Genomic DNA, 23,570 nt, shown 5'->3' on the forward strand with positions numbered 1-23,570 from the left:
TTAATTTTCAGCATTTTGGTGCACCCCCATCATAAATTCTCCCACTTCATTTGATGTAAGCGTTTTTGCAGCTGCTATTTTCTGGATTTCTCCATTATATATTACTCCGATGGTATCTGCACAATTCATGATCTCATCCAGCTCTAACGAAATCAGCAGGATTGCCTTTCCTGCATCTCTCTGTCGGATAATCTGCTTATGGATATTTTCGATGGCTCCGATATCCAGACCTCTGGTTGGCTGCACAAAGATCATCAGAGGAGACTGAAGTTCAATCTCTCTTCCGATGATGGCCTTCTGCTGATTACCGCCGCTCATGGAGCGGACAATGGTCTTGTTTCCCTGACTGCTCCGGATGTCATACCGGTCAATCAGTTCATTTCCGTACTGGGAAAATTCTGCTTTATCCAGTACACCTTTATGGGAAAATGGTTCTCGGAAGTAGTTTTTCAGTCCCAGATTTTCCTCCAGGGTAAAATCCATGACCAGGCCGCAGCTCTGCCGATCCTCCGGAATATAAGAGATTCCTTCCAGGGTTCGTTTGCGGATGGAGTAATTGGTGATATCGACTCCATTCAGAAGAATACTACCTGAAGCTGCCTTCTCAACTCCTGCAATCGCATCTGCAATCTCAATTTGACCATTGCCGGATACTCCGGCAATGGCAAATACTTCTCCGCCGTGGACAGAAAAGGATACATTTTTTACTACTTCAAAATGATCCTGATTTTTTACAGTGAGATTCTTTACCTCTAACACAGTCTCCCGGTAATGAGGCTCTGATTTCTCTACTTCAAAAGAAACTTCCCGTCCAACCATCAAATTGGCCATCTGCTTTGTAGAGGTCGTGGCGACATCTAGAACATCGATGAGCTTTCCTCTGTTTAAAATCGCACATCTATCTGCAATTTTTTTGATTTCCTCCAGCTTATGGGTGATCAGGATGATGGTTTTTCCATCATCTCTGAGGTTGCGGATGATCGTCAGCAGGGATTCAATCTCCTGAGGCGTCAGCACTGCTGTCGGCTCATCAAAGATCAGAATTTCAGCTTCCCGGTACAGCATTTTCAGGATCTCGACACGCTGCTGTGTCGATACACTTGTATTTTCGATCACATCGATCGGATTGACTTCCAGACCGTACTTCTTAGAAAGCGCCTCGATCTCCTGATCTGCTTTTTTTAAATCAACATAGGGAAGGATTCCAAACAGTTTGTCTTTCTTCTTTAAACCCAGAATAATGTTTTCTGTAATCGTGTAATTCTGTACCAGCTTAAAATGCTGATGGACCATACCAATATTGAGTTTTGTTGCGTAGCTTGGAGAATGAATCTGTTCTTTCTTACCCCGGATGAAGATCTCACCTTCATCCGGTTCATACATACCAAATATCATGCTCATCAAAGTTGATTTTCCGGCACCGTTTTCGCCAAGCAGTGCGAAGATCTCACCTTTTTTAATTTGAAGCGTCACATCATCGTTTGCCACGATACCTGGGAAACGTTTTGTGATGTGCTTCATTTCAATGATATATTCCGACATTTAAGCCTCCTCATTTTCTGGTACAGAACGTATTATTTCAATCCTGGGAAATCTTCCGGCTCAATTCCGTTAAAGTTTGCTGCCGGAACGATAGTTCCATCTTTTACAAGTTCATATGCTTCGTCCATCTTCTTCACGGTATCCTCAGACATGCTTTGACGTCCTTCCTCTGTTACATAACCAACAGAATCAGAATCTGCACCTAACAGAGCGTTTGCTCCCTGGAAACCTCCGTCTGCGATAGCATTTAATTGTTTCTCTACGTTCATGCTCATAACTTTCAGTACAGAAGTCAAAATAATGTTATCAGAACCGTTAGCACCATCATCATACTGGTCTACGTCACAGCCTACTACTTTTACATTGCCAGCTTCTTTAGCAGCAGTAAATACACCGTTTCCAGAACCGCCTGCAGCTACGAACAGAATATCACAGCCCTCATCGATGAGAGCTTTTCCAACAACTTTACCGGTTGCTTCATCTGCAAAGCTTCCAACATAGTTTCCACCTACATTTTTATTGGTAACGTCAACGCCTGCGTAAGATGGGATCTCTACGATCTCAACACCGGTATCATATTTCTCATTTGCGTAATTGACACCACTCTCAAAACCGTACTGATAGTTTACATTGCTTGGGTATGCAATACCGGTTACTACAGCTACCTTTTTGCTTTCAGACTCCAGTGCAGCTGCCATTCCCGCGAAGAAACCTCCTTCCTGCTCCTTGAAAGTCATTGCATAAATATTATCACATTCGATGTCATTACCCTCAGAATCGGTCGGATTCGTATCTACAAGGATAAAATCTACATCTGGGTTATCGGTTGCGATGGTTCCGATTCCGGAGAATTGGAAGCCCGGGCATACGATCACATTGTAGTCTGCAACGATATCAGCAACTGCCTGAATAACTGCAGCCGGATCACCGGTTTCCTCGCGAACCGGAGTTACGGTTGCTCCCGGATGAGACTCGATAAATTTCAGGATACCGTTGTAGTTATCCTGGTTAAAGGAGCCGTCATCTACACCGGATGGACTGGTCACGATGGCGATCTTTAAATCTCCATCAGCGTTCTCAGCAGAAGCTGCTGCTGTTTCAGCCGTATTTTCCTTTGTCTCGGCTGTATTATTGTTTCCACCGCATCCTGTCATTAACGCTGCGGATACTGCTACACCTGCTACAATACCAAATAATTTTTTCATCAATCTTTTCCTCCTATTTTTTGTTTTTGCCAAACATATTTGCAAGACTCTCCGTATACGGTGATCTGCAGATTCCTTTTTCCGTTACAATTCCGGCGATCAGCGTGTGATCGGTTACATCAAATGCCGGATTATAACATTTGACACCCTCCGGTGCCATCGGTTTTTCATAAAATTTGCTTTTGATCTCTTCCGGACTTCGAAGTTCGATCTGGATATCATCGCCAGTTGCACAGTCAAGATCGATGGTTGAACTCGGTCCTAATACATAGAACGGAATTCCGTAATGTTTTGCAAGGATTGCAACACCACTGGTTCCAATCTTATTGGCCGCATCACCGTTGGCAGCGATACGATCACAGCCTACGAAGCAGGCCTGGATCCAGCCGTTTTTCATTACAATGCTGGCCATGTTATCACAAATCAATGTTACATCGATTCCTGCCTGATCTAACTCATATGAGGTAAGTCTTGCTCCCTGAAGAAGCGGCCTTGTCTCATCTGCAAATACATGGAAATTCATGCCCTGCTCTTTTCCAAGGAAGAGAGGTCCTAAGGCAGTTCCATAGCGGGAGGTGGCTAAGGGTCCGGCATTGCAATGTGTCAGAATTCCGTCTCCGTCCTTAATAAGGCTTAAACCATATTCAGAAATCGCTCTGCACATCTGGCTGTCCTCTTCCTGAATATCCATGCACTCTTTCTTCAGATATCCAAGAATCTCTGGTACAGAAGCATCGCTGTGGCTTGTCACTACCTGCTCCATGCGGTTTAATGCCCAGCTCAGGTTCACTGCCGTTGGACGGGAAGAGTTCAGATAATCCTTATACTCTCTGAATTTCTTTAAAAACTCATCGTAATCCCCGGTTTCAATCGTTCCGGCCAGAACATACATTCCAAATGCCGCACAAATTCCGATTGCCGGTGCTCCCCGGACTTTCAATTCAAAAATGGCATCATACAGATCCTTCGCCGTTCCAAGGGTCAGGTATTCGGTAACCGTTGGAAGCTTAGTCTGATCAATGATGATCACAGCTTTGCCGTCTTCATGCAAGTACACATTTTTGATTGCTTCTGACTGATTGTCCACTTTATCATCTCCTTTGTTTTTTATTCATCACTCAGATCATTTTACCGATTCGAACTATGGATTCCGTAATCAGCTGTTTAAATAACGGTGCAACACGGTCAGCTGTTTCCTTCACTTCCTCCGCACTCAAAGGCTGATCAGTCATTCCGCATCCCAGATTGGAAATGCAGGAAATACCGCAGACCTTCATGCCCATATGATTGGCAGCTATGGCCTCGCATGCGGTGCTCATTCCTACTGCATCTCCTCCAAGTATCCGGCACATTTTTACTTCATGGGGAGTTTCAAAATTCGGACCGGACAGCTGGATATAGGTTCCCTCCTGAAGCGGAATCTGAAGGTCTGCAGCAGCACCCCGGATGATCTCACAAAGGTCCTTACGGTAAATCTCAGACATATCGCTGAAACGCTCTCCCAGCATCTCCTCATTGGGTCCGATGAGAGGAGACGGTACAAAATTACTGATCTGGTCGGTGATCATCATAAAATCACCGGCTTTGTAATCATAATTCACACTGCCGGAAGCATTGGTCAGAAACAAGACCCGGGCCCCCATCATCTTCATGAGACGGGTGGGAAGAACTACATCCTCCATGGAATATCCTTCATAGTAGTGGACACGTCCCTGCATGATTACGACCGGGACATCTCCTACGTATCCAAAGACAAATCTGCCCTTATGTCCGCTGACTGTGGACACAGGAAAACCCTCAATATCATGATAATCCAAAACAGCTTCTACCCGAATGGTATCTGCATAATCACCGAGTCCGGATCCCAGCACCAGTGCCACCTCCGGCTTAAAATTAATTTTGTCTTTAAAGCACTGATAGCATTTTAATAATCGTTCATACGCCTTTGTCATATCAGACCTCCTCGTATTCTTTGATCACAACCGGATGTCCTGAACAGAGTGCAAGATGATAGATCTTTGCAGCATCCTCCACATAAACACTGTTTGTATATGCTTCCGGTAATGTTCCGCCGATAGCCACGACACCGTGATTGGCCATCAGACAGGCATTTTTCCGTTCCAGGATTGGAACTGCATTCAGACCAACCTCTGCACTTCCCTGCTGTGCATAAGGACTTACCTCCAGTTTCCCTTTTAAGAAAGGAATCATTTCAATCAGTACAACTGGAATTTCCTGATGGTTTACCGCAAAACTGCTTGCATAAGGAGAATGTGTATGCACCACCGCATTAGCATGGGACAGGTGACGGTAAATCTCAGCATGCATTTTCCACTCGGAAGATGGCTTGTGTCTTCCTTCGACCAGATTGCCATCCAGATCAATCACTACGATATCCTCTTCCGCCATCAAACTGTAATCATAGGAGCTGGGAGTAATTACGATCCACTGCTTCTCACGAAAGTAAGCACTGATATTGCCGCTTGTTCCGGCCATCAGCTTTTCATCATAGGCCTTTTTCGCTGTCATCAGCACATTTTGTTTCAGTTCCTTCAAATCTGTCATAATCTTATCGCTCATCTCCTTTGGTTTTTGATTTTCTTTCCGCTTTCCCTTCCAGGACAGGGATCTGATGTGCCTGGAACCATTCCCATAGGTCCGGATTGGTTTTTCGGATGGAATGATCCACAACCACCTGACTGAGCTGCTCCAACTCTCCGATCACATACACCTCGTTGCGTCCGATCTTCGTATTGTCCACCACCAGGATCTTATGTTTCGCCTGCTTTAATACCTGACGACGGATATCTGCTTCTTCACGGGTGGAATCTGTAATACCTGCCTCCAGACTGCAGCCGGCACTGCTGACAAATGCATAATTGATAAAGCAGGTTTTCATCTGTTCCAGTACGGTCTGTCCTTCAAACGCTTCCCGATCGCGATTCAGCTCACCGCCAAATAAAATAAGACGAATCTGCGGATTCGCATCAATCTCCTTTGCCACTGCCAGAGAATTGGTCATGACGGTCAGCTTGCCGGGAAAATCCGCTAATTGCTTTGCAATATGAAGAGCCGTGGTACTGCAATCCAGAAAAATGGAACTCTTTTCGTGAATCCATTGCATGCAGAGAGATGCAAGAAGCTTTTTCTCTTCCTGCATCACCTTGCTGCGAACCGAGATGGGCGTTTCATTGCCAAAACCTTCGTTTAAGTAGGCACCTCCGTGAACACGGTTTAATTTCTCCTGTTTTTCCAGTTTTTCCAGATCCTTTCGAACCGTTTCTTCCGTAACTCCCATTTCACGGCTCAGATCCGTCACCATGACTACTTTATTCTTCTCCAGCATGGACAAGATGTATTCTGCACGTTCGATTGCATGCATATTACTGATAGTCCTCACCTTCCAGGTAATTATAGAAAGCGGTATTGCAGAAGCGTTCAACCGGTACAACTTCCAGGCCGTCGGAGATTTCCGTCAGTTTTTCAACAACCTCATCTTTATCTTCCGGTAAGGTAAATGGATGAATGGAATATGTATCGTTCGTGATTACGCAATCATAGATCTGATGATAATCAGTCTCCGGCATATCTGTTCTGGTTGAAGAATAAAGCGGCTGCCACCAGGATGCATAGATCAGGCCCTTTGCTTCTTCATTTCCTTCATTTTTCTTTGCGTACGTCTTGATTACTTCGTCAAAACGATTCATATCCTCAAGATTGTCGAACTCAAGCTCAAGGTCATATTCTACTGCATATACCAGTGCAAGATCTTCATATTCTTTTACTTCGTAGGTTGGAGTAGCCTCCGGGATCGGACCCCACTCCGGCAGATACTGGTAAATACTAATCTTCGGCTCAAGCTGAACCTTTGCTGTGATATTCTCGCTGTTCAGAAGCCCCATCAGCTGATGTACATGTTTGATATCAGAATGACCGTACTGTAAGGTCAGTTCCGGTAAAAAGCGGGCACTGTATGCAGCAGATTTTAATCCATATCCGGTGGTTACCTTGTTCTGTACAGCTTCTTTTCCGATCTCTGCCAGTTTGCTGTCATCAAATAAGATAAAGGAATTCCATGCCTGGTCCAGTTTCGCGTAAATGTCTGGATCATTTGACATGCCAAGGTAGTTTCTTGCGTCTCCATTTGCATTGGCAATTGCCATCAGAAGACTGATTTCATCCTCAGCTGTAAAGGCATCTTCTGCAACGACTTTTTTCGCAGTTTCGGAAGTGATGAGGCTGGTATCCAGAGCAGCAGCAACGTATCTGGCATATTCATTCGTCTCATCCATCTTTACCCCATATTGTTCAAGACGATCTTTAATCTTATCTTCCGGATAGCTAAGAGCAAGCTCTTCATAATCAGCAGCAGCCACAGCAGCTTTCACAGCAGAAAACCAGGTCATGTCCCCCTCGACAGCCGGTGCCTCATCTCCTGCTACCTTTTTCAGGTCAGCGGAAAAAGCAGCACTGTCCGGATCTTCTTTGATCTGTACATCGAAAAACTCTGCCAGGTATTCTGCCTCATGGGCATCAGCCTCTTTGGTTTCTTCCTGAGCTGCTTCTGTCTCCTGAGCAGCAGAAGTCTCAGCCGGTTTGGTCTCTGCGCCGGTCGGTGCTGCATCCTTTGCACCACAGCCCCCTACCATCGCGGTTGCGGCCATAGCAGCCATCATTACTGCAAGTTTTTTTCTCATCTCTTCTTCTCCTCTTATATGTATTTATTAGTTTTGCTACTAACTAGCAGCTGATTTATTTACATACATTATAAGCACCTTTTATAGGAAAAGCAAGTACTAATCTTTCTTTTTCTTTGTTTTTCTGTTTTTTGTTTTGTTTTTTCACCATAGGATGAGGTTTTCTATGTCACAAAAAGATCCCCCGAAAAATCGAAGGGATCTTTCTAGGAGAGCTGAATTGGAATCCGAGCTTCCAGTTTGCAAGTTTAAGTTCTGATTTAGCTAATCACTTGCAAAAGTAAATTCTGGCAAATCAAAATATCATGATTTTTATGGACGTTAGTTTTGCAAAGTTCTTCAAAACTGGAATTTACTATTAGAAACAAGCTGTTTTATGCTTCATATGCTGATATACCCTTGAATAATGTACTGTTTCACTTCAAATACGTGACCGCAGCAACAACACTTAAGCTTTCGCATAACAACAATTCCCGGCTCGCCCAGAAGTAACTCCAAGGATGATTTTCCCTCACTGGCTGCCACATACGCATCCATCTTCGCCTGTTCCTCATCCGTCAGCTGAATGTGCCACCAATTATGTTCCTCATGGCACTTGGGACACGGCTGGTTGATTTTGTAAAGTCTTCCCATAGTCTGATCTCCTTTCGATTTTTTCTGCCCAACTATATCATCATCGAATTCGAATTTCCAATTAGCGGTTTCTGCGGATAACGTTTTGAGTCAAATTTTCGCTCAGACGTTCCTGCCTGAAATCATAAAGCGCTTTATCATAATTCCGGTTTTGGAATTCTTGTGACCCAATCCATTCCGTGTTTATAACCCACTTCAGTACACTATTTTTGAAATTTCCAAAATGGAGCGATTTTAAAAAGTAAGTTTTGAGTTAGGTTTTGAACTCTTTCAGACCGAAATCCTTCTTACCATGAAAAATGGCTACGGAATTGCTTCCGCAGCCGTTGTGCCTGAAAACCGTACCTTGGCACCGTGATCCCTCACAGGTTTTTTACAGGGTGATTTGAAAATCTGCATGATATGCTTTTCCAAAGCCGTCTCCATGAACCGAAACACATAACCCGATAACAAATAACCGATAAGCGATGACAATGAACCGTAACCACTCGTAATTTTTTGTTAGAAGTATGCCCTGTACGGAAATTCTACTTAGATATCCACCTCAAACAGCACCGTCTGATTATAACGATCCAGTGCAATCTGCATTTCCATGATCGTATTGGAGATGCGGTCATATTCCTGCCGGATCAGTTCCGGATCGTAGTTGATATACTTATACTCCGGTGCCGAACCAGAAGAACCGAAGGAGTTGCCATAGACTCGCGTTTTTGGAAGTCTCTTGCGCATATCGTCAAGCACCGTCTTTCTCTTGTTGAGCTGCGCCATCCGGATTAGGATGCCGTCAATGCTCATTTCCTGAGCGCCGACCTGCACTTTTGCGGTGGCATTGGTCAGATTCAATGTGTGCTTGATAGTAAGGATCTTCCTGTCAATCTCATCAATCGTATTCGCAACAGTCATGTAATCATATTCCGGAACGACTGGTTCCTCGTTGACCGCAGCCACGTAAGTACTGGATGTCGATTCCTTGTTTACCCAGAATGCCTTGTCTTCTTCTAGGCTTCTCAGCATCTTATTTGCATAAGCCGATGTAATTTTCTGCATGATTTTCGCCTCCCACAATGTTCTTATCAATATAAATAAAAATGATCTCAGTCCCACAGATCCCAGAGATATCTGGCAAAAAGCTTCATTCCTTCTTTCATACACCGATCTCGGTATGCTGCCAGTTCCTTCTCCGCTGCAAACCATTGGTCCAATATTTCCTTGTATTCCGGCACATCGGACATGGTATGCACACAGTAATAACCTTTATCTTTTTCCTGCTCTTTTTCTTCTTCGGTTTTCAGCTTTTCACCAAACATCCCGTATTTCCGGGTGAAAGCCTCTCTTGCCTGATCATATGCTTCTTCATATGGATTTTTCCGGTGACAGGTTTCCTCGTTTGCCTCCCGAAATAGAAATTCCATATGTTCTAGGATCCGGTTCCATTTCCGCACATTCTCTTCTTCGGTTCCTGTGAAAGATCCCGGATATCCATGACCGTTGATACGTAGATCGTTGAGCATGTTGGGGATGATAACAAGAAACCACTGGTCAATCGCCCAGGCATCACGGTAGCAGTATCCGTAACGCAATCTCTGACAGATGCAGATGATATCTTCTTTCCAACGTTTTATCCATTCCAAGGGGAAAACGTGAATCGGTCCGTAAGTAAGAAAAACAGGACATTCCGGTTTGCGCATCTTACGTTTCCGTTTCTTTCGCAGAATATCATTTAACATAAATTTATGTTCCGATTCCATGTTTCACCGTCCTCTCCGCTATCATTTGTTTCTGATCCGATTGTAAATCATACGGCAACGGATGTCATTCAACCATCGGTTTAAAATTCCCCATAAACGAGGAATATCCCCGTCAATGACGAGGATATCTTCAATCGTAGTATGCAATAATCTACTTAAAATAATGAAGTTGTCGATGCTGGGTAACGATTTACCGGACAGCCATTTGTAAATGGCCTGCGGATTTTCAAACCCGAAAGCTCCCTGGATTTCCCGAATCGTATACCCTTGTTCCAAAAGCAGTCTTCTTATGCGTTCCCCTGTCTCTTCCGGCTGGATTGACAAATACATTGGTTCCATACTTTGCACCTCCATGATTCAGGACCGTGTTTCTTGATAACGTAAATATTCTACCACGGAAAGGACAGACCCACCAGTACCAATCATACTATAGCAGTAGGGAATGTAGGGTTTTTCCTACCACTATTATATGATCTTTTAAAAAAATATCAATATATATACTTATTGCTTTGATACAACACTTCTCAATAAACAAATTGCGTTCGTTGCAATTAGCGTATTCCAACCTTGTAACTCGTTTTATTTCACTATTTTTGAAATTTACAAAATGGAGCGCTTTTAAAAAGTAAGTTTTGAGTTGAAAGGAAAACACTTTATCAGCCTTGTTCGCGATAGATGGGAAAACACAGATTTCAAGTTTTTCTCTCTTATTCGCGATAAAAGGGAAAAACCATTTGCAGGTTTTTCCCTTTCTGTTCGTGATATAAAAGGAATGAAACAAAAATCTATTACAATTCCTCCACATTCTCAACTACTTTTCCATCTCTCCAGATGCGCTCCAGATCATAAAACAGTCTGTCATCGCGGGAGAAAATGTGTACGATCAGATCGCCGTAATCCATCAGGATCCATCCAGCAGTCTGATAGCCCTCGATCTGACGGCACTCATGACCGGCTTTGCCGAGTTCTTCCTCTACATTATCTGCCATTGCCTTTACCTGGCTGGCGTTGCTTCCGTCTGCGATGACAAAGTAATCAGCCAGTACAGATACTCCATGAATATCAATGACGCGAATATCTTCGCCTTTTTTATCTTCCAGCGCCTTTACGGCAAGTTTGGTCAGCTCTTTTGCTTCCACGGGGATTATCCTCCTCATTATTTTATTTAAATCCTGTTAATGTGTCTATTGATGAACATGACGTTCATGATAGTATTCCCAGGTCTGTTCGGTTGTATCATCCTCTGCCGTGCCCGTTTCCTTTAAATAATTGCGGGTGCTGTCCAGAATCTGATACAGCGCTTCGTCCAGATCTTCAAATGCAAGACGGCGGAGCTTCGGCAGATTTGGCGCCTTATCACGGCGCGGTTCGATGTAATCGGCTACGTACAGGATCTTGTCTAACAGGGACATCGCTGGTTTTCCGGTCGTATGGCAGGCGATTGCAGATAAGACCTCTGGATCGGTAATACCATACTTGTGTTCTGCCATCCATGCGCCTAATTTTGCATGAATCACAGCCGGAGCCCGCAGTTCACCTTCAGTCAGTTCAATGCCATGCTCCTGGCATTTGCAGATGATAGTCGCATCATCATAGCGCTTTGCACAGTCATGGAGAAGTCCAGCCATCTCCGCCTGATCCAGATTGGCACTGTAACGCATTGCCAGAGCCATACATGTGTATGAAACACCCAGCGTATGTTCATAGCGCATCGGGTTCAATTTCTTTTTCAAATGCTTCCGTATCTCTGTAATTCTTTCGTCCATTACACATTTACCTCCTGATACAAGCCGTGCTGTTCGATATATTGACAGACTTCCTTCGGCACCAGGGAACGAACGTCTGCTGCGTGTCCTGCTCGGAAAGCCGCGCGGATCTCCGCCGAAGCAACATCCATTTCACGGCAGTGAAGACGCAGAATATGCGCCTGATATTTCTGGTTTAAATAGGAAATCTGCTCATCCAGCGAACGATCCGCCTCCTCATGCTCTCTTGCTGCCGCCAAAAATGTGACGGCTGGAAGAACATATTCGGGATGATACCATTTTTCAATGTCCATAATTGAGTCTGCGCCCGCGATAAAGAAAAATTCAACATCCGGATATTCTTCTTTCAATAAGCGAAGCGTGTCTGCTGTGTAGGTATTTCCGCCGGTTCTGCGAAGTTCAAAATCAGACAGCTTAAAATAAGGATACGGCGCGATCGCAGCTGCAGTCATTGCCAAACGGTCCTTTGCCGCTGTGATCGTATGATCCTTTTTATGCGGCGGGATCCTGGAGGGCATATACCAGATGCAGTCAAGATCATATTCTTCATACGCCTGTCTTCCCAACATGATATGTCCATTATGGATCGGGTCAAATGTTCCCCCCATAATACCGATCTTTTTCATCGTCATCCGTATCCTTTCTGTCAGAGATTCATTCGCAGAATGCAGCTCCTTTATTTTGGCAGAACGATCTTACGTTTCTTCTCGTCCTTTGCCTCTTTATAAAGAACAATTTTCTTGCCGATTACCTGTACTACCTGTGCGTGGGTACGCTCAGCCAGAACGGCTGCCAGCTCATTGCCGTCATCGACGCAGTTCTTCAGAATATTCAGTTTAATTAACTCGCGGGCCTCCAGCGCCTCTGCCACAGCAGCGGTCAGTTCTGGCGTCAGGCTGGATTTGCCGATCTGGAAGATCGGATCCATGGTCATCGCGAGACCTTTTAAATAAGCTCTCTGTTTGCTTGTCATAAAATCTATCTCCTGTTAAAATTCAAACTCAGATCCAGTGTGGATTTCTGAGTTTGAAATATTGTAAATGTGTAACTATTCAGTAGGTCTGCGCATTTACTGCGCTGACCGTACGAAAACATGGACCAGCAGGCAAAAATCCCATTGCCGTAGGCAATTTTTAATGGATTTTTGCGCGTGACTGTGAAGGTACTGAACAGTTACGTAAATGTCAATTATTTATAGTAATCAAATTCAAGACCATACATACGAACTGTATCGCCCTCTTCGATGCCAGCTTCTTCCAGCTCAGCCAGAATACCGCTGTCCTTTAAGAATTTCTGGAAGAACTGGAAGCCCTTCTCAGAATCAAGGTTTGTGTAACCGAGCATCTTCTCGATCTTCGGTCCTTCTACCACATAAATACCATCTTCATTGCGTTCCACGGTATACGGAAGATTCTCGCCCTGATACTGGTACTCAAATTCTTTTTCGAAAATAACTGGCTTGCGGTCAACCGTTTTCAGCAGATCATTTACATGGTAAAGGAGCTCTTTTACACCCTGTCCGGTAACTGCAGAAATGGCAAATACCTGGATGCCTTCCGGCTCAAATTCGCGTTTTAAGCGCTCTACCGGGTCTTCCCAGTCCTCTTCGCCGGTATTGTAAATCGAATCTACCTTGTTGGCAGCAATCACCTGCGGACGCTCTAAAAGCGACGGATTATATGCTTTTAACTCCGCATTGATGGTACGGATATCCTCAACCGGATCACGTCCCTCGACGGATGCCGCATCCACAACATGAACGAGAACCTTGGTTCTCTCGATATGGCGCAGGAAATCATGTCCCAGACCGATTCCCTGGGAAGCACCCTCGATAAGCCCCGGAATATCTGCCATGACAAAGCCTTGTCCATCCTGCAGATCAACCACTCCAAGATGCGGGTTCAGCGTCGTGAAATGGTAATTGGCAATCTTCGGACGTGCATTGGAAACGCGTGAAAGTAAGGTCGATTTACCGACGTTCGGGAAACCAACCAGACCAACATCTGCGATTACCTTTAATTCCAGCTGTACCCAGAGTTCCTGTGCCGGCTGTCCCGGCTGTGCATACTTCGGAACCTGCATCGTCGAGGTCGCAAAGTGCATATTTCCAAGACCGCCCTTGCCACCTTTTAAAATCACTTCTCGGCGGTTCTCGCCGGACATATCCGCGATTACCTTACCGGATTCAAAATCCTTGATAACGGTTCCTTCTGGAACCTTGACAATCAGATCCTCGCCGTCTGCTCCGTGACAGCGGCGCTTTCCGCCCTGCTCTCCGTCGCCAGCCACATATTTGCGGACATGACGGAAATCGGTCAGGGTATTCAGTCCGTCGTCCACTTCAAAAATGACATCGCCGCCGCGACCGCCATCGCCGCCGTCCGGACCGCCAGCAGCTACGAAAAGTTCCCGGCGGAAGCTGACATGACCGTCGCCGCCTTTTCCGGATCTGATATAAATTTTTGCACTGTCGGCAAACATAAATACCTCCTTCTGATCTGAAAGAAGCTCCATACAATCCGTATGGAGCTTCTTTATAATTATTCGTTAATTGTTCTCGGGTAAACAGAAACCTGCTTTTTGTCTCTGCCCTTTCTTTCAAACTTTACGACGCCGTCAACCATAGCGAATAATGTATCATCTCCACCGCGTCCTACGTTCACACCTGGATGAATCTTGGTTCCGCGCTGTCTGTAAAGAATGTTGCCAGCTAATACGAACTGTCCGTCTGCTCTCTTCGCACCAAGTCTCTTAGACTCAGAATCACGACCGTTCTTTGTGGAACCAACACCTTTTTTATGAGCGAATAACTGAAGGTTCATTTTAAACATGCGTTACACCTCCCTGAATCGAATTTTAATGTATTTATCTCCATAACTCTCCGCGATATCGGTAAGTCCAAGTATCAGCGAATCCATCAGGAGTTTTGATTCCGCACTTACAGTACCGGTAAAATGAAAAATAAACTGACCTGTCTTTTCATCCACACTGCCCTTAAAACCGTCATCGGTAAATTTTTCCACCGAATTAGCCATATTGACAGTCAGAACGGATACAGCCGCACAGACAATATCTTTGCCGTACTCATCATATCCAGCATGTCCCTTTACTTCCACTCCCGTGGTACATCCTTTGGAATCGGAGTATACGTCTACTTGAATCATTTCAATTAAGCGTTGATCTTTTCGATCTTAACTTCTGTAAAGAGCTGTCTGTGACCATTTTTCTTATGGTAGCCAGTTTTTCTCTTATACTTGTAAACGATAACTTTTTTGCCTTTGCCTTCTTTAACAACTGTTGCGGATACAGTAGCACCCTCTACAGTCGGGCATCCGATCTTCATCTCACCGTTGTTAACAGCCAGAACCTGATCGAAAGTAACAGCTTCACCTGCAGCAGCACCGAGTCTCTCAACTTTGATTACATCGCCCTCGGCAACCTTATACTGCTTACCACCTGTTGCAATAATCGCGTACATCTGATGGCACCTCCTATTATCATTACTCGCCAGCTATGGCGGCTTGCGCACTTTTAGCCTCGCTGTGCGGCACACTTAGATATTCTAGCATCGGAATATGGATCTGTCAATGGTTTTTTCTTGAATTTGGGAGAAAATTTCAAACCAGTGTTACGGATAAAGCTGCTTTTTCCAAGTCCTCATAAGTACCACCAAATTGTTCAAGGGCTTGTTCCTTTGTTAGTATGCCTTTTTCAATCAGGTTTAAAAGTATTTTAGCCTCACCAACCTTCTCCCCTTCTGCAAACTCCGCCTTCCGTATCAATTCCGTTTCCCTCTTCTCGTCATACTCAAAAATACACACCTCTATCGCCTCCGCTCGATTCTTCCTCAGAAACTCTGCCAATATATTTTCATCAATACATTCCGTCACAGCCTTTTCAGCTGCCTGATTGATATCTTTGTATTCAATCGCATACTGCCGTATTTTATGAACCAACAGCATATACTCTTTCAACAACCGACAGGTTTCCAGGATCTCCAGATTTTTATCCAGATTGATATTTAAAACCTTCACAAGCAATTCCAGCTCAGGATGTTCTGTCTTCTGCATGAACGAATGTGACAATTTAAGCAGCCCCTCCGCCTCCCGTTCTTTTTCTCCATTGTAGAATACTACAAAATGCGGTGTCGGCAATTCCACCAATGCCGATGCGTACAAGGTCTGGTTCCGGACCAGCATCTGGTACTCTTTCGCCACATAGAACAGAAAACGCAGTGGCATATTCGGATTCCATGTCGATTGATGTTCATATAAGTTTAACTGCATATCCAGCAAAAATGCCTGATCGTTTTTCATATTCATATATACAGCATTTTTCAGCGTCACAATCTCCAATTCTTTCGGATCTGTATAATGCGAATGATTCACTGCATTGTACAAACTCAGCAGATTCTCCCTTGTGCTGAACAGCATCCGGAACAGCGTGTCCTTGTGATTTCTCCGCACCCTCATTAAATTCCCCATAATTCTCCCCTTTCTGACAGGAGAATCTGGCTTTTCTGAGAATCTCCTGCTCTTTCGTATTGCCAAGTTGGATAAGCATAAGATTTCTCAGATTAATAATTAGAATATAAGATTGCTTGAATTGCAGATAAAGAAATATATATGCTTGATGAGTTAAATGTAACATATCTGGTTCGGATATGCAAGTAAGAATTTTGCAACCATTTATTCTGTAAATACGCACAAACATATAACGGGTGTATTTCCTGTATGTGAAATGATACATACAATATGGCTAAAAGTGATTCTATATATTTGTGCAAAAATAAGGAAGCATTTTTCAAAATCATATTATGCATAAACATACTTGTATACACTTGGAGATTTTAAACCTGGTAGCGGGGGAAGGGGAAAATAGCAACTATCTTTAAGCCAGTTCCATTAAATGATTGATATAAAATTTCATCTAAAAAAACATAATCTAGTTCGTTATCAATGTCTGCAACAAAAAAATGTTCCTGGTTGATGGGTATTTCTGTCGCTGCTCTGGTTAGTGGCTGCTCCGTTGCCTCTGCTGCGGATACATTGTTTATAGGCTGCATATTGGATGACGCTTTTTGTGACAATGTTTCATTTGCGCTGACGCTTCTATTTTTACTGGTATGACTGGTAATAAGGTACATGAGAGTGAATCCACCAAAACAAATCATAAACGACTGCCATCTGAAAAAGTTTACATGAAAATTCCGATTAAAAAATAGATTCAAACACACCCCAGCAAACGCACCACCCAGACCAAACAGAAATGCTTTGTTTGAGAGCGAAAAATCAAGCGGAATTGTATCCGTTTTTTTTCGTTAGCTTTTTAGCACAAAAATATCCGATTCCATAGAAGTCTAAAAAATATAAAATATCCAGTATGAAGCTCATCCTGTTTCCATAATAAATTTTATAATAGAAATAATGAAATGGATTCCATTTAACAGAAAAATTAATATTGACTTACCAGTTCATGAAAGTAAACAGGCAATTTGCACTATTATATAAGGGCAATTTGCCTGTTTAAAGGATTGTCTTTATTTCATAATCACTCTACACTGCTTCTTATGACAGCAAACTTTTTCCCAATCTCCACTAGAACCCTGGACGTCTTCTCCAATGACGCCACCGGAATAAATTCATATTTTCCATGATAGTTATATCCGCCGGTGCAGAGGTTCGGGCACGGGAGCCCCATGTAGGAGAGGCGGGCGCCGTCGGTGCCGCCGCGGATCGGAACGACCTCCGGCTCGATGCCGCAGGCTGTCATCGCCTCTTTGGCGGTATCGATCAGGTACATGCACGGCTCAATTTTTTCTTTCATGTTGTAGTAGCTGTCCGTTACTTCGGCGATCACGGTGCCCTTACCGTATTTGCGGTTCAGGAAATCGGCGGCTTCGGCGAAAAATTTCTTTTTCTGTTCAAATTTTTCATGGTCGTGATCGCGGATGATATAATTTAACTGCGCCTCTTCTACATTTCCGCTCATTTCATCCAGGTGATAGAATCCCTCATAACCTTCTGTGTACATCGGATTTTCGAAGACCGGCAGCAGGCTCTGAAATTCCATGCCGATGAGAAGGGCATTTTTCATCTTGAGCTTCGCATCACCCGGATGGATGCTGGCTCCCTGAATCCGGACTTTGCCGGAAGCGGCGTTGAAATTTTCATATTCGATCTCGCCGATCGGACCGCCGTCTACCGTGTAAGCAACCGCCGCGCCGAAGTCTTTCACATCGAAACGATCGGCGCCGCGTCCGATCTCCTCGTCCGGCGTAAACCCGATGCAGATCTCGCCGTGCAGAATCTCCGGATGGGTCAGGAAATATTCTGCCATCGTCATGATCTCCGCCACGCCTGCCTTATCGTCGGCGCCCAGAAGCGTGGTTCCGTCGGTTACGATCAGATCCTGACCTTTTAAGTCGGCTAAAAACGGAAATTCTGAAACTTTCATGACAATTTGTTTTTCTGCATTTAATACGATATCTTTGCCGTCATATGCCTGGACGATGCGCGGCTTTACGTTTGTTCCGGTTAAGGACGGCGCGGTGTCCATGTGGGAAATGAAGCCAAGCGCCGGGATGGTGGCTTTCTGTCCAACGCCGGATGCACCGTGAGCAGACGCAGTGCTGAAAGAAGCTTCCGCTTCTTGCGGTGCAGAGGTACTGCCTGTATTATCCGGAATGCGTGCAAACAAGTATCCGTACTCGCTCATCCGCACATCGGATGCACCCATTTCTTCCAGCTCGCGTTTCAGCTCATTGGCTAACAGAAGCTGTTTTTTTGTGCTCGGGCAGGTGTCATATGCCTCGTCTGACTGCGTATCATATGATACATATTTCAAAAAACGTTCTACGGCTGTTTTCATGAAAAATCATCCTCTCTTTCTCCTAAATCCCGGCTCAGCGGTTCCAGATAATGGACTAATATATCCCGGTGGCTTTTGATGCGCCACGTTTTATCCATTTCCTCATATGTAAAACTCTTTCGTCCGCCCTGCTGCATCCGCTCCCAGTATGCGTCCAGATGGAAAAATGGCAGGTAGTAAAGTTCATCCCTCTGTGAAAAATATATAATTAAGAAAGCAATCCCGCCCTGCTCTTCAAATTCCCGCATAAATGCGACCTGATGCGGATGGACGTTCTGCAGTGGAAATGTATCTGCCGCGCATTCTTTCGCATCAAAGCAGACCGGGACGCCCTGAATCGCGCCGATGTAATCGACGGTACTCTTCTGATCGAAATACGCCAGCGTGATATGGCGGCTGCTTTTATCGATCGAGACGGGCGTGATCGGCGTCGGGATTTTCTGGATCAATGCCAGCTTTTTCTCTCGGTAAAGATCATTTGTGTGGTTTATCATATCCTCCAGGGTTGAACCACGAAGTCCCCGGCTGTTCCATGTCCCCATGTTGTTGCTCCTCCACTCATTTTTTAGTTTTTCCCACAATTTAAAATTTACGGGCGATGACTGGCTGGGCGTTTTGGAGCTGATTTCATCATCGTTTCCATCTGCTTCATCTCCGCCGGCATAGGCGCGGTAAATTCTTTGCCCGCCAGATATGAAAGCGGCTCGGAGATCGTTTCCGGCATTACCAGCCGCCACGCATGAAGCATCTGCGAACGGACGCCGAAGCGTTTCTTCACTTCCTCATTGACCCGGGGATCGCCGTACTTTGGATCCCCGGCGATCGGGTGTCCGATGGAAGCCAGGTGGGCGCGGATCTGGTGGGATCGTCCGGTGATCAGATGAACCTCCAGAAGGGTATATCCATTTCCAGATACCAGCGGTCTGTATGCAGTCCGGATCGGCAGACTTCCAGGGGTCTCCTCTTTTCGGATCGACACCTGATTCGTCTTTTCATTTTTCGTCAGCCATCCCTCGATGCGGGCTTCGCCTTTTACGATTCCCCGCACGACGCAGACATAATATTTTCCCAGACTCCGATCCTTGATGACCTCGGACATGATCTGCAGTCCCGGCAGGGAACGTCCAGCTGCCACGATGCCGCTTGTGTTGCGGTCGAGGCGGTTGCAGACGGACGGGCGGAAGCACGCCAGGTCCTCTTTCTTTAATTTGCCGGAATCCAGCAGATAGTCGATCAGGTATTCGACCAGCGATTCATCCGTCTCTTTCGCTTTCTGGGACAGCATTCCAGATGGCTTATTGATCAGTAAAATATGTTCGTCCTCGTAGACGATATCGAGCTTTTTCTTTTGAACCTTCTGAATCTTCACTTCCGAAAATTTCTCGATCGTCTCCTCTGCCAGAAACAGCTTGATCTCATCGCCCTCGGTCAGATGTTCGGAACCGTCGCATTTTTTTCCGTTCAGGGTAATATTTTTCTTCCGCATCATTTTATAAATGAAGCTTTTTCCCGCCAGATTCAGATATTTTGCCAGCAGCTTGTCCAGGCGCTGCCCCGCCTCATTTTTAGATACTGTCAGCATCCGCATGGCTGCCGCCTCCCTTTTTTACATCGATAATCCTTTTATTACGCGCACACCGTACTCTACAGTTCCATCGTCCTCATACTCTGACGCCGGTTTCAGGCTGTGAATCCGCTTGTCAAAGGTGCTGCGTGAGGTCACGATTTTCAGGTTCGGATCCAGTTTGTTAGCCTTTAACAGTTCATTTAAACCTGCCTCCGCGCGCTTTACATTCAGCTTTGGATTAATGCAGTACACATAGATGCCGGTCGGGTGAACGACGGTCACATCGGACGGAATCACATCTTCCGGTGTCGTCAGAACCAGATCATAGAGAACTTCAAATTTTTCCTCATACGGCATATATGCCTCATGAAACGCCTGCTCCGGCGTATGGTATTTGAAAATGGCAATCAGCGGGGAAGCGAGATTCGCCGCCGGAAGTACCGTGACGATCGCCATGACCGTCAGAATTTTTTTGACGGAATCATTGTCTGTAAAAGACCGCCCAACCAGCTGTGCGATGATAAATAATGCCAGAAGTGCGATGATAAAAAGCTGTTTCCGCTTGAAATGATTGCGGTAGCCATAATCGCCTTTTTTTATCTTTTTCACGGTGTAAAAATCCTTTCTATCATGTTTTTATTGAATGATACTAGCTTTTTGTCTGATTTAATGGTTTAACGCCTGCATCGCGCGCAGAATCCATTCATGCGGCACTACCTTGCAGAGCACAAAGAATGCCTTCATCCATACGCCGTAAACCGACACGCTTTTTCCCGCCATACAGTCGCGGATGGCAAGTTTTACAACTTTGTGCGGATCTGCCATCACCAGACGCTTATAAAGAGGAATCTCCCCGGTTGTCTCGGCAATGTCGAAAAACTCGGTTTTGACCGGTCCGGGGCAGACCGCCGTCACACCGATTCTGCGCGGACGGAGTTCTTCCCGCAGGGCGCGGGTGTAGCTTAAAACAAATGCCTTGGTTGCTGCATAGATGGCAAATCCTGGCTGCGGCAGAAAGGACGCTGCCGACGCGAACTGGAGAAGCCGACTGTTTTCGCTCATATAGGGAAGCGCCATATGCGTGACCGCGCACAGCGCCCCGCAGTTGAGTTCTACCATTCCCGTTTCATCGTCAAGCGGCAGGTTCCCGACTGTTCCGATTTTACCAAAGCCGGAAGCATTTACCAGGATCTTTACGTTGGGCTTGCGCGCCGCCAGCTCGTTTTCCAGCGTCTCGCGCTGGGATGCATCCGTCAAATCGATGGAAAAACAACGCGCCGGGATCGGCAGCGTCCGTTCCAGCTCCTGCATCCGGTCCATCCGGCGGGCAATCAGCCAGACTTCCTGGAGTCCCGAAAAGCGATCCGCCAGCTGTCTGGCTGCCTCGCGCCCCATGCCGGAAGAGGCACCTGTAATTATCGCAATTTTCATGAGAAATTCCTCCCGTCTCAAGTATGTACTCTCGGAGTCTTTCCTGCATTCCGAGAGTACATGAGTTTTATTTCTTCTTGTGCACGTTCCGGATGGCTTTTTTCTTTCCGCTGCCACCGTTCTTTCCAACACCAGCGCTGCCAAATCCCCCCGCATTTCGTCCATTTCCATTTATGCCGGTCTGTTTGTGCCCGGCCATACTGCCCACAGCCGGTCGTTTGGTGTCTTTTGCACGATTGGCAGCAGCCGGTTTTGCCGTCTGGCTGCCATGATGCGCCCCTTTATATCCGCCAGCCGCGAAATCGCGTCCTTTGATCTGCCGCGGACGGATCAGGCATTTCTTATCAAAACCGATCAGATCCGTTCTGCCTGCCAGACGGAGTGCTTCCAGTACCAGATCATAGTTTTTCGGGTTGCGGTACTGGATCAGCGCACGCTGCATCGCTTTCTCATGCGGGTTGGTCGGCACGTACACTTTTTCCATCGTGCGCGGATCATATCCCGTGTAATACATACATGTAGATAGTGTGGATGGCGTCGGATAGAAATCCTGCACCTGCTCCGGCATGTAGCCGAGGTCGCGCAGATATTCTGCCAGTTCGATCGCCTCCTTGAGCGTGGAACCCGGATGGGAGGACATCAGGTACGGAACGAGGTACTGCTTCATTCCCAGCGAGTCATTCATCGCTGCATATTCCTTCATGAACTGGCGGTAAACCTTATTCTCCGGTTTTCCCATCCGTTTTAATACATTATCCGATATATGTTCCGGCGCTACCTTGAGCTGTCCGCTGACATGGTACTGACAAAGCTCCCGCAAGAATGCCCGGTTTTTCTCCGCCAGCAGATAATCGAAACGGATACCCGAACGGATGAAAACTTTTTTTACCTTCGGAATCGCCCGCAGCTTCTTTAACAGGGAAATATAGTCGCTGTGATCGGCATTCATGTTTTTGCACGGCTGCGGGAACAGGCACTGTTTGTGCGGACAGGCACCGTAGGTCATCTGTTTTTCGCATGCCGGGTGCCGGAAGTTTGCGGTCGGACCGCCGACATCGTGGATGTACCCCTTGAAATCTGGTTCCTGGGTCAAAAGTTCTGCTTCCTGAATAATTGATTCATGGCTGCGGGTCTGCACGATGCGTCCCTGATGGAAGGTCAGCGCACAGAAGCTGCATCCGCCGAAGCATCCGCGGTTGCTGATCAGGCTGAATTTTACTTCCGTGATCGCTGGAATACCACCCGCTGCATCGTAACACGGATGCCAGGTTCTCATGTATGGAAGTGCGTAAACATCGTCCATCTCTTCCTGGGTCAGTGGTTTCGCCGCCGGATTCTGGACCACATAGAGGCGGTCGCTGTACGGCTCAACGAGGCGTTTTCCCGAAAATGGATCGGTGTTGCTGTACTGGGTGTAAAAGCTCTCCGCATACGTCTTTTTATCAGAGGAAACCTCGCGGTAAGACGGCAGACGGATTTCGTCGTAAACAGAATCCAGGTTTTCCGCCTTATAAACAGTTCCCTCGATGAAGGTGATATCCTTTGCCTCGATGCCGCTGGCCAGTGCATCCGCGATCTCCACGATCGAGCGCTCGCCCATTCCGTAGGAAATCAGATCTGCCTGGGAATCCAGCAGAATGGACCGTTTCATTTTTCCAGACCAGTAATCATAATGTGCCAGACGCCGCAGGCTGGCTTCGATACCGCCGAGAATGATCGGCTTTTTCGACCAGGTGCGGATCAGGTTAGAATAGACGATCGTCGCATAATCCGGACGTTTTCCCATCTCGCCGCCCGGTGTGTAGGAATCCTTTGCGCGGCGCTTTTTGGAAACAGAGTAATGATTCACCATCGAATCCATATTTCCGGCACTAACCAGCCATCCGAGACGCGGCTCACCCAAAATCTGGATGGATTTCTGATTCTTCCAGTCCGGCTGGGCGATGATGCCTACTTTATAGCCGTGCGCTTCGAGCATACGGCTGATGATCGCGTGGCCGAATGACGGATGATCGACATACGCATCCCCGCACACGTAGACAAAATCGCAGCTCTCCCAGCCGCGCTTGTCCATATCCGCCCGGCAGATCGGTAAAAAATCATGTATCATT

The 23,570-nt window shown here is 46.0% G+C and carries 27 protein-coding genes; all 27 read right to left on the bottom strand.

The features are described 5' to 3' along the window. The 27 genes from DWV73_RS02120 to DWV73_RS02255 all read right to left on the bottom strand — a co-directional run bounded on the left by DWV73_RS02120 (position 1) and on the right by DWV73_RS02255 (position 23,569). Complete coding sequence (locus DWV73_RS02120) at positions 1-1,542, bottom strand: ABC transporter ATP-binding protein (RefSeq protein ID WP_117795413.1); 1,542 nt, start codon at positions 1,540-1,542, stop codon at positions 1-3. A gap of 32 nt (positions 1,543-1,574) precedes the next feature. Beyond that, positions 1,575-2,747, bottom strand: a complete 1,173-nt coding sequence (locus tag DWV73_RS02125; RefSeq protein WP_117795415.1) for a BMP family ABC transporter substrate-binding protein — start codon at positions 2,745-2,747, stop codon at positions 1,575-1,577. 13 nt (positions 2,748-2,760) lie between these two features. Further along, on the bottom strand, positions 2,761-3,834 hold the full coding sequence (mtnA, locus tag DWV73_RS02130) for an S-methyl-5-thioribose-1-phosphate isomerase (RefSeq protein ID WP_242995700.1): 1,074 nt from the start codon (positions 3,832-3,834) through the stop codon (positions 2,761-2,763). Positions 3,835-3,865: 31 nt separating this feature from the next. Continuing rightward, positions 3,866-4,699: a purine-nucleoside phosphorylase gene (locus DWV73_RS02135; RefSeq protein ID WP_106999896.1), complete on the bottom strand. Its 834-nt coding sequence runs from the start codon at positions 4,697-4,699 to the stop codon at positions 3,866-3,868. A 1-nt stretch (position 4,700) separates the two neighbouring features. Then, positions 4,701-5,327 carry a class II aldolase/adducin family protein gene (locus tag DWV73_RS02140; RefSeq protein ID WP_242995701.1) on the bottom strand — a complete coding sequence of 209 codons (627 nt, stop codon included), beginning with the start codon at positions 5,325-5,327 and terminating at the stop codon, positions 4,701-4,703. Then, the gene (locus DWV73_RS02145) at positions 5,317-6,129 is read right to left on the bottom strand and encodes a DeoR/GlpR family DNA-binding transcription regulator (RefSeq protein WP_106999897.1); all 813 of its coding nucleotides are present in this window, start codon (positions 6,127-6,129) and stop codon (positions 5,317-5,319) included. The genes DWV73_RS02140 and DWV73_RS02145 overlap by 11 nt, the downstream gene beginning before the upstream one ends. A 1-nt stretch (position 6,130) precedes the next feature. After that, a complete protein-coding gene (locus tag DWV73_RS02150; RefSeq protein ID WP_117795417.1) occupies positions 6,131-7,444 on the bottom strand; it encodes a hypothetical protein in 1,314 nt (437 codons plus the stop codon). A gap of 381 nt (positions 7,445-7,825) precedes the next feature. Further along, positions 7,826-8,077 (bottom strand): hypothetical protein, encoded by a 252-nt coding sequence (locus DWV73_RS02155; protein WP_117795419.1) that lies wholly within the window; start codon positions 8,075-8,077, stop codon positions 7,826-7,828. Between the two features lie 531 nt (positions 8,078-8,608). Continuing rightward, positions 8,609-9,124, bottom strand: a complete 516-nt coding sequence (locus DWV73_RS02160; RefSeq protein ID WP_106999899.1) for a hypothetical protein — start codon at positions 9,122-9,124, stop codon at positions 8,609-8,611. Positions 9,125-9,171: 47 nt separating this feature from the next. After that, positions 9,172-9,657, bottom strand: coding sequence for a hypothetical protein (locus tag DWV73_RS02165; RefSeq protein WP_207661028.1), 486 nt, complete (start codon positions 9,655-9,657; stop codon positions 9,172-9,174). Positions 9,658-9,846: 189 nt separating this feature from the next. After that, complete coding sequence (locus DWV73_RS02170) at positions 9,847-10,164, bottom strand: helix-turn-helix transcriptional regulator (RefSeq protein ID WP_106999901.1); 318 nt, start codon at positions 10,162-10,164, stop codon at positions 9,847-9,849. 449 nt (positions 10,165-10,613) lie between these two features. Beyond that, positions 10,614-10,982, bottom strand: coding sequence for a ribosome silencing factor (gene rsfS / locus DWV73_RS02180; RefSeq protein WP_106999903.1), 369 nt, complete (start codon positions 10,980-10,982; stop codon positions 10,614-10,616). Positions 10,983-11,009: 27 nt separating this feature from the next. Beyond that, positions 11,010-11,591 (bottom strand): bis(5'-nucleosyl)-tetraphosphatase (symmetrical) YqeK, encoded by a 582-nt coding sequence (yqeK, locus tag DWV73_RS02185; RefSeq protein ID WP_022359429.1) that lies wholly within the window; start codon positions 11,589-11,591, stop codon positions 11,010-11,012. Continuing rightward, entirely contained in the window at positions 11,591-12,217 is a 627-nt protein-coding gene (nadD, locus tag DWV73_RS02190; RefSeq protein ID WP_117795776.1) for a nicotinate-nucleotide adenylyltransferase, read from the bottom strand. The genes yqeK and nadD overlap by 1 nt, the downstream gene beginning before the upstream one ends. A 50-nt stretch (positions 12,218-12,267) precedes the next feature. Continuing rightward, on the bottom strand, positions 12,268-12,564 hold the full coding sequence (gene yhbY / locus DWV73_RS02195; protein WP_022359431.1) for a ribosome assembly RNA-binding protein YhbY: 297 nt from the start codon (positions 12,562-12,564) through the stop codon (positions 12,268-12,270). 215 nt (positions 12,565-12,779) lie between these two features. Continuing rightward, positions 12,780-14,072 (bottom strand): GTPase ObgE, encoded by a 1,293-nt coding sequence (gene obgE / locus DWV73_RS02200; RefSeq protein WP_106999904.1) that lies wholly within the window; start codon positions 14,070-14,072, stop codon positions 12,780-12,782. A 59-nt stretch (positions 14,073-14,131) separates the two neighbouring features. Continuing rightward, a complete protein-coding gene (gene rpmA / locus DWV73_RS02205) occupies positions 14,132-14,422 on the bottom strand; it encodes a 50S ribosomal protein L27 (RefSeq protein WP_022359433.1) in 291 nt (96 codons plus the stop codon). A 3-nt stretch (positions 14,423-14,425) separates the two neighbouring features. Then, complete coding sequence (locus DWV73_RS02210) at positions 14,426-14,755, bottom strand: ribosomal-processing cysteine protease Prp (protein WP_022359434.1); 330 nt, start codon at positions 14,753-14,755, stop codon at positions 14,426-14,428. A gap of 5 nt (positions 14,756-14,760) precedes the next feature. Further along, the gene (gene rplU / locus DWV73_RS02215; RefSeq protein WP_106999905.1) at positions 14,761-15,069 is read right to left on the bottom strand and encodes a 50S ribosomal protein L21; all 309 of its coding nucleotides are present in this window, start codon (positions 15,067-15,069) and stop codon (positions 14,761-14,763) included. 139 nt (positions 15,070-15,208) lie between these two features. Continuing rightward, positions 15,209-16,075 (bottom strand): transposase, encoded by an 867-nt coding sequence (locus tag DWV73_RS02220; protein WP_117795424.1) that lies wholly within the window; start codon positions 16,073-16,075, stop codon positions 15,209-15,211. 365 nt (positions 16,076-16,440) lie between these two features. Beyond that, positions 16,441-16,764, bottom strand: a complete 324-nt coding sequence (locus tag DWV73_RS02225) for a hypothetical protein (RefSeq protein ID WP_147341919.1) — start codon at positions 16,762-16,764, stop codon at positions 16,441-16,443. Positions 16,765-17,141: 377 nt separating this feature from the next. Further along, a complete protein-coding gene (gene pepT / locus DWV73_RS02230) occupies positions 17,142-18,461 on the bottom strand; it encodes a peptidase T (protein ID WP_117795428.1) in 1,320 nt (439 codons plus the stop codon). Continuing rightward, positions 18,458-19,003, bottom strand: a complete 546-nt coding sequence (locus DWV73_RS02235; RefSeq protein WP_117795431.1) for a Holliday junction resolvase RecU — start codon at positions 19,001-19,003, stop codon at positions 18,458-18,460. Before DWV73_RS02235 ends, pepT begins: the two co-directional genes overlap by 4 nt. Positions 19,004-19,050: 47 nt before the next feature. Further along, complete coding sequence (locus DWV73_RS02240; RefSeq protein WP_117795433.1) at positions 19,051-20,049, bottom strand: RluA family pseudouridine synthase; 999 nt, start codon at positions 20,047-20,049, stop codon at positions 19,051-19,053. Between the two features lie 18 nt (positions 20,050-20,067). Then, positions 20,068-20,637 carry a hypothetical protein gene (locus DWV73_RS02245; protein WP_022358597.1) on the bottom strand — a complete coding sequence of 190 codons (570 nt, stop codon included), beginning with the start codon at positions 20,635-20,637 and terminating at the stop codon, positions 20,068-20,070. A gap of 57 nt (positions 20,638-20,694) precedes the next feature. Next, entirely contained in the window at positions 20,695-21,459 is a 765-nt protein-coding gene (locus tag DWV73_RS02250; protein ID WP_117795435.1) for an SDR family NAD(P)-dependent oxidoreductase, read from the bottom strand. Between the two features lie 67 nt (positions 21,460-21,526). Next, positions 21,527-23,569, bottom strand: coding sequence for a YgiQ family radical SAM protein (locus DWV73_RS02255; protein ID WP_242995702.1), 2,043 nt, complete (start codon positions 23,567-23,569; stop codon positions 21,527-21,529). Between the last annotated feature and the right edge of the window lies 1 nt (position 23,570).

It is taken from the genome of Clostridium sp. AF12-41, assembly GCF_003461685.1.
GTDB classification, from domain to species: Bacteria; Bacillota; Clostridia; order Lachnospirales; family Lachnospiraceae; genus Otoolea; species Otoolea fessa.

Excerpts from the sequence above, each read along its gene's own strand:
- yhbY (WP_022359431.1), bottom strand. The coding sequence starts at position 12,564 with ATGACAAGCAAACAGAGAGCTTATTTAAAAGGTCTCGCGATGACCATG.
- pepT (WP_117795428.1), bottom strand. The coding sequence starts at position 18,461 with ATGAAAACAGCCGTAGAACGTTTTTTGAAATATGTATCATATGATACG.
- DWV73_RS02255 (WP_242995702.1), bottom strand. The coding sequence starts at position 23,569 with ATGATACATGATTTTTTACCGATCTGCCGGGCGGATATGGACAAGCGC.
- DWV73_RS02235 (WP_117795431.1), bottom strand. The coding sequence starts at position 19,003 with ATGGGGACATGGAACAGCCGGGGACTTCGTGGTTCAACCCTGGAGGAT.
- nadD (WP_117795776.1), bottom strand. The coding sequence starts at position 12,217 with ATGAAAAAGATCGGTATTATGGGGGGAACATTTGACCCGATCCATAAT.
- obgE (WP_106999904.1), bottom strand. The coding sequence starts at position 14,072 with ATGTTTGCCGACAGTGCAAAAATTTATATCAGATCCGGAAAAGGCGGC.
- DWV73_RS02125 (WP_117795415.1), bottom strand. The coding sequence starts at position 2,747 with ATGAAAAAATTATTTGGTATTGTAGCAGGTGTAGCAGTATCCGCAGCG.
- DWV73_RS02170 (WP_106999901.1), bottom strand. The coding sequence starts at position 10,164 with ATGGAACCAATGTATTTGTCAATCCAGCCGGAAGAGACAGGGGAACGC.
- DWV73_RS02240 (WP_117795433.1), bottom strand. The coding sequence starts at position 20,049 with ATGCGGATGCTGACAGTATCTAAAAATGAGGCGGGGCAGCGCCTGGAC.
- DWV73_RS02135 (WP_106999896.1), bottom strand. The coding sequence starts at position 4,699 with ATGACAAAGGCGTATGAACGATTATTAAAATGCTATCAGTGCTTTAAA.
- DWV73_RS02140 (WP_242995701.1), bottom strand. The coding sequence starts at position 5,327 with ATGAGCGATAAGATTATGACAGATTTGAAGGAACTGAAACAAAATGTG.
- rpmA (WP_022359433.1), bottom strand. The coding sequence starts at position 14,422 with ATGTTTAAAATGAACCTTCAGTTATTCGCTCATAAAAAAGGTGTTGGT.
- DWV73_RS02210 (WP_022359434.1), bottom strand. The coding sequence starts at position 14,755 with ATGATTCAAGTAGACGTATACTCCGATTCCAAAGGATGTACCACGGGA.
- DWV73_RS02145 (WP_106999897.1), bottom strand. The coding sequence starts at position 6,129 with ATGCATGCAATCGAACGTGCAGAATACATCTTGTCCATGCTGGAGAAG.
- rsfS (WP_106999903.1), bottom strand. The coding sequence starts at position 10,982 with ATGAGGAGGATAATCCCCGTGGAAGCAAAAGAGCTGACCAAACTTGCC.
- DWV73_RS02250 (WP_117795435.1), bottom strand. The coding sequence starts at position 21,459 with ATGAAAATTGCGATAATTACAGGTGCCTCTTCCGGCATGGGGCGCGAG.
- DWV73_RS02160 (WP_106999899.1), bottom strand. The coding sequence starts at position 9,124 with ATGCAGAAAATTACATCGGCTTATGCAAATAAGATGCTGAGAAGCCTA.
- DWV73_RS02220 (WP_117795424.1), bottom strand. The coding sequence starts at position 16,075 with ATGGGGAATTTAATGAGGGTGCGGAGAAATCACAAGGACACGCTGTTC.
- yqeK (WP_022359429.1), bottom strand. The coding sequence starts at position 11,591 with ATGGACGAAAGAATTACAGAGATACGGAAGCATTTGAAAAAGAAATTG.
- DWV73_RS02120 (WP_117795413.1), bottom strand. The coding sequence starts at position 1,542 with ATGTCGGAATATATCATTGAAATGAAGCACATCACAAAACGTTTCCCA.
- DWV73_RS02225 (WP_147341919.1), bottom strand. The coding sequence starts at position 16,764 with ATGATTTGTTTTGGTGGATTCACTCTCATGTACCTTATTACCAGTCAT.
- DWV73_RS02150 (WP_117795417.1), bottom strand. The coding sequence starts at position 7,444 with ATGAGAAAAAAACTTGCAGTAATGATGGCTGCTATGGCCGCAACCGCG.
- DWV73_RS02155 (WP_117795419.1), bottom strand. The coding sequence starts at position 8,077 with ATGGGAAGACTTTACAAAATCAACCAGCCGTGTCCCAAGTGCCATGAG.
- rplU (WP_106999905.1), bottom strand. The coding sequence starts at position 15,069 with ATGTACGCGATTATTGCAACAGGTGGTAAGCAGTATAAGGTTGCCGAG.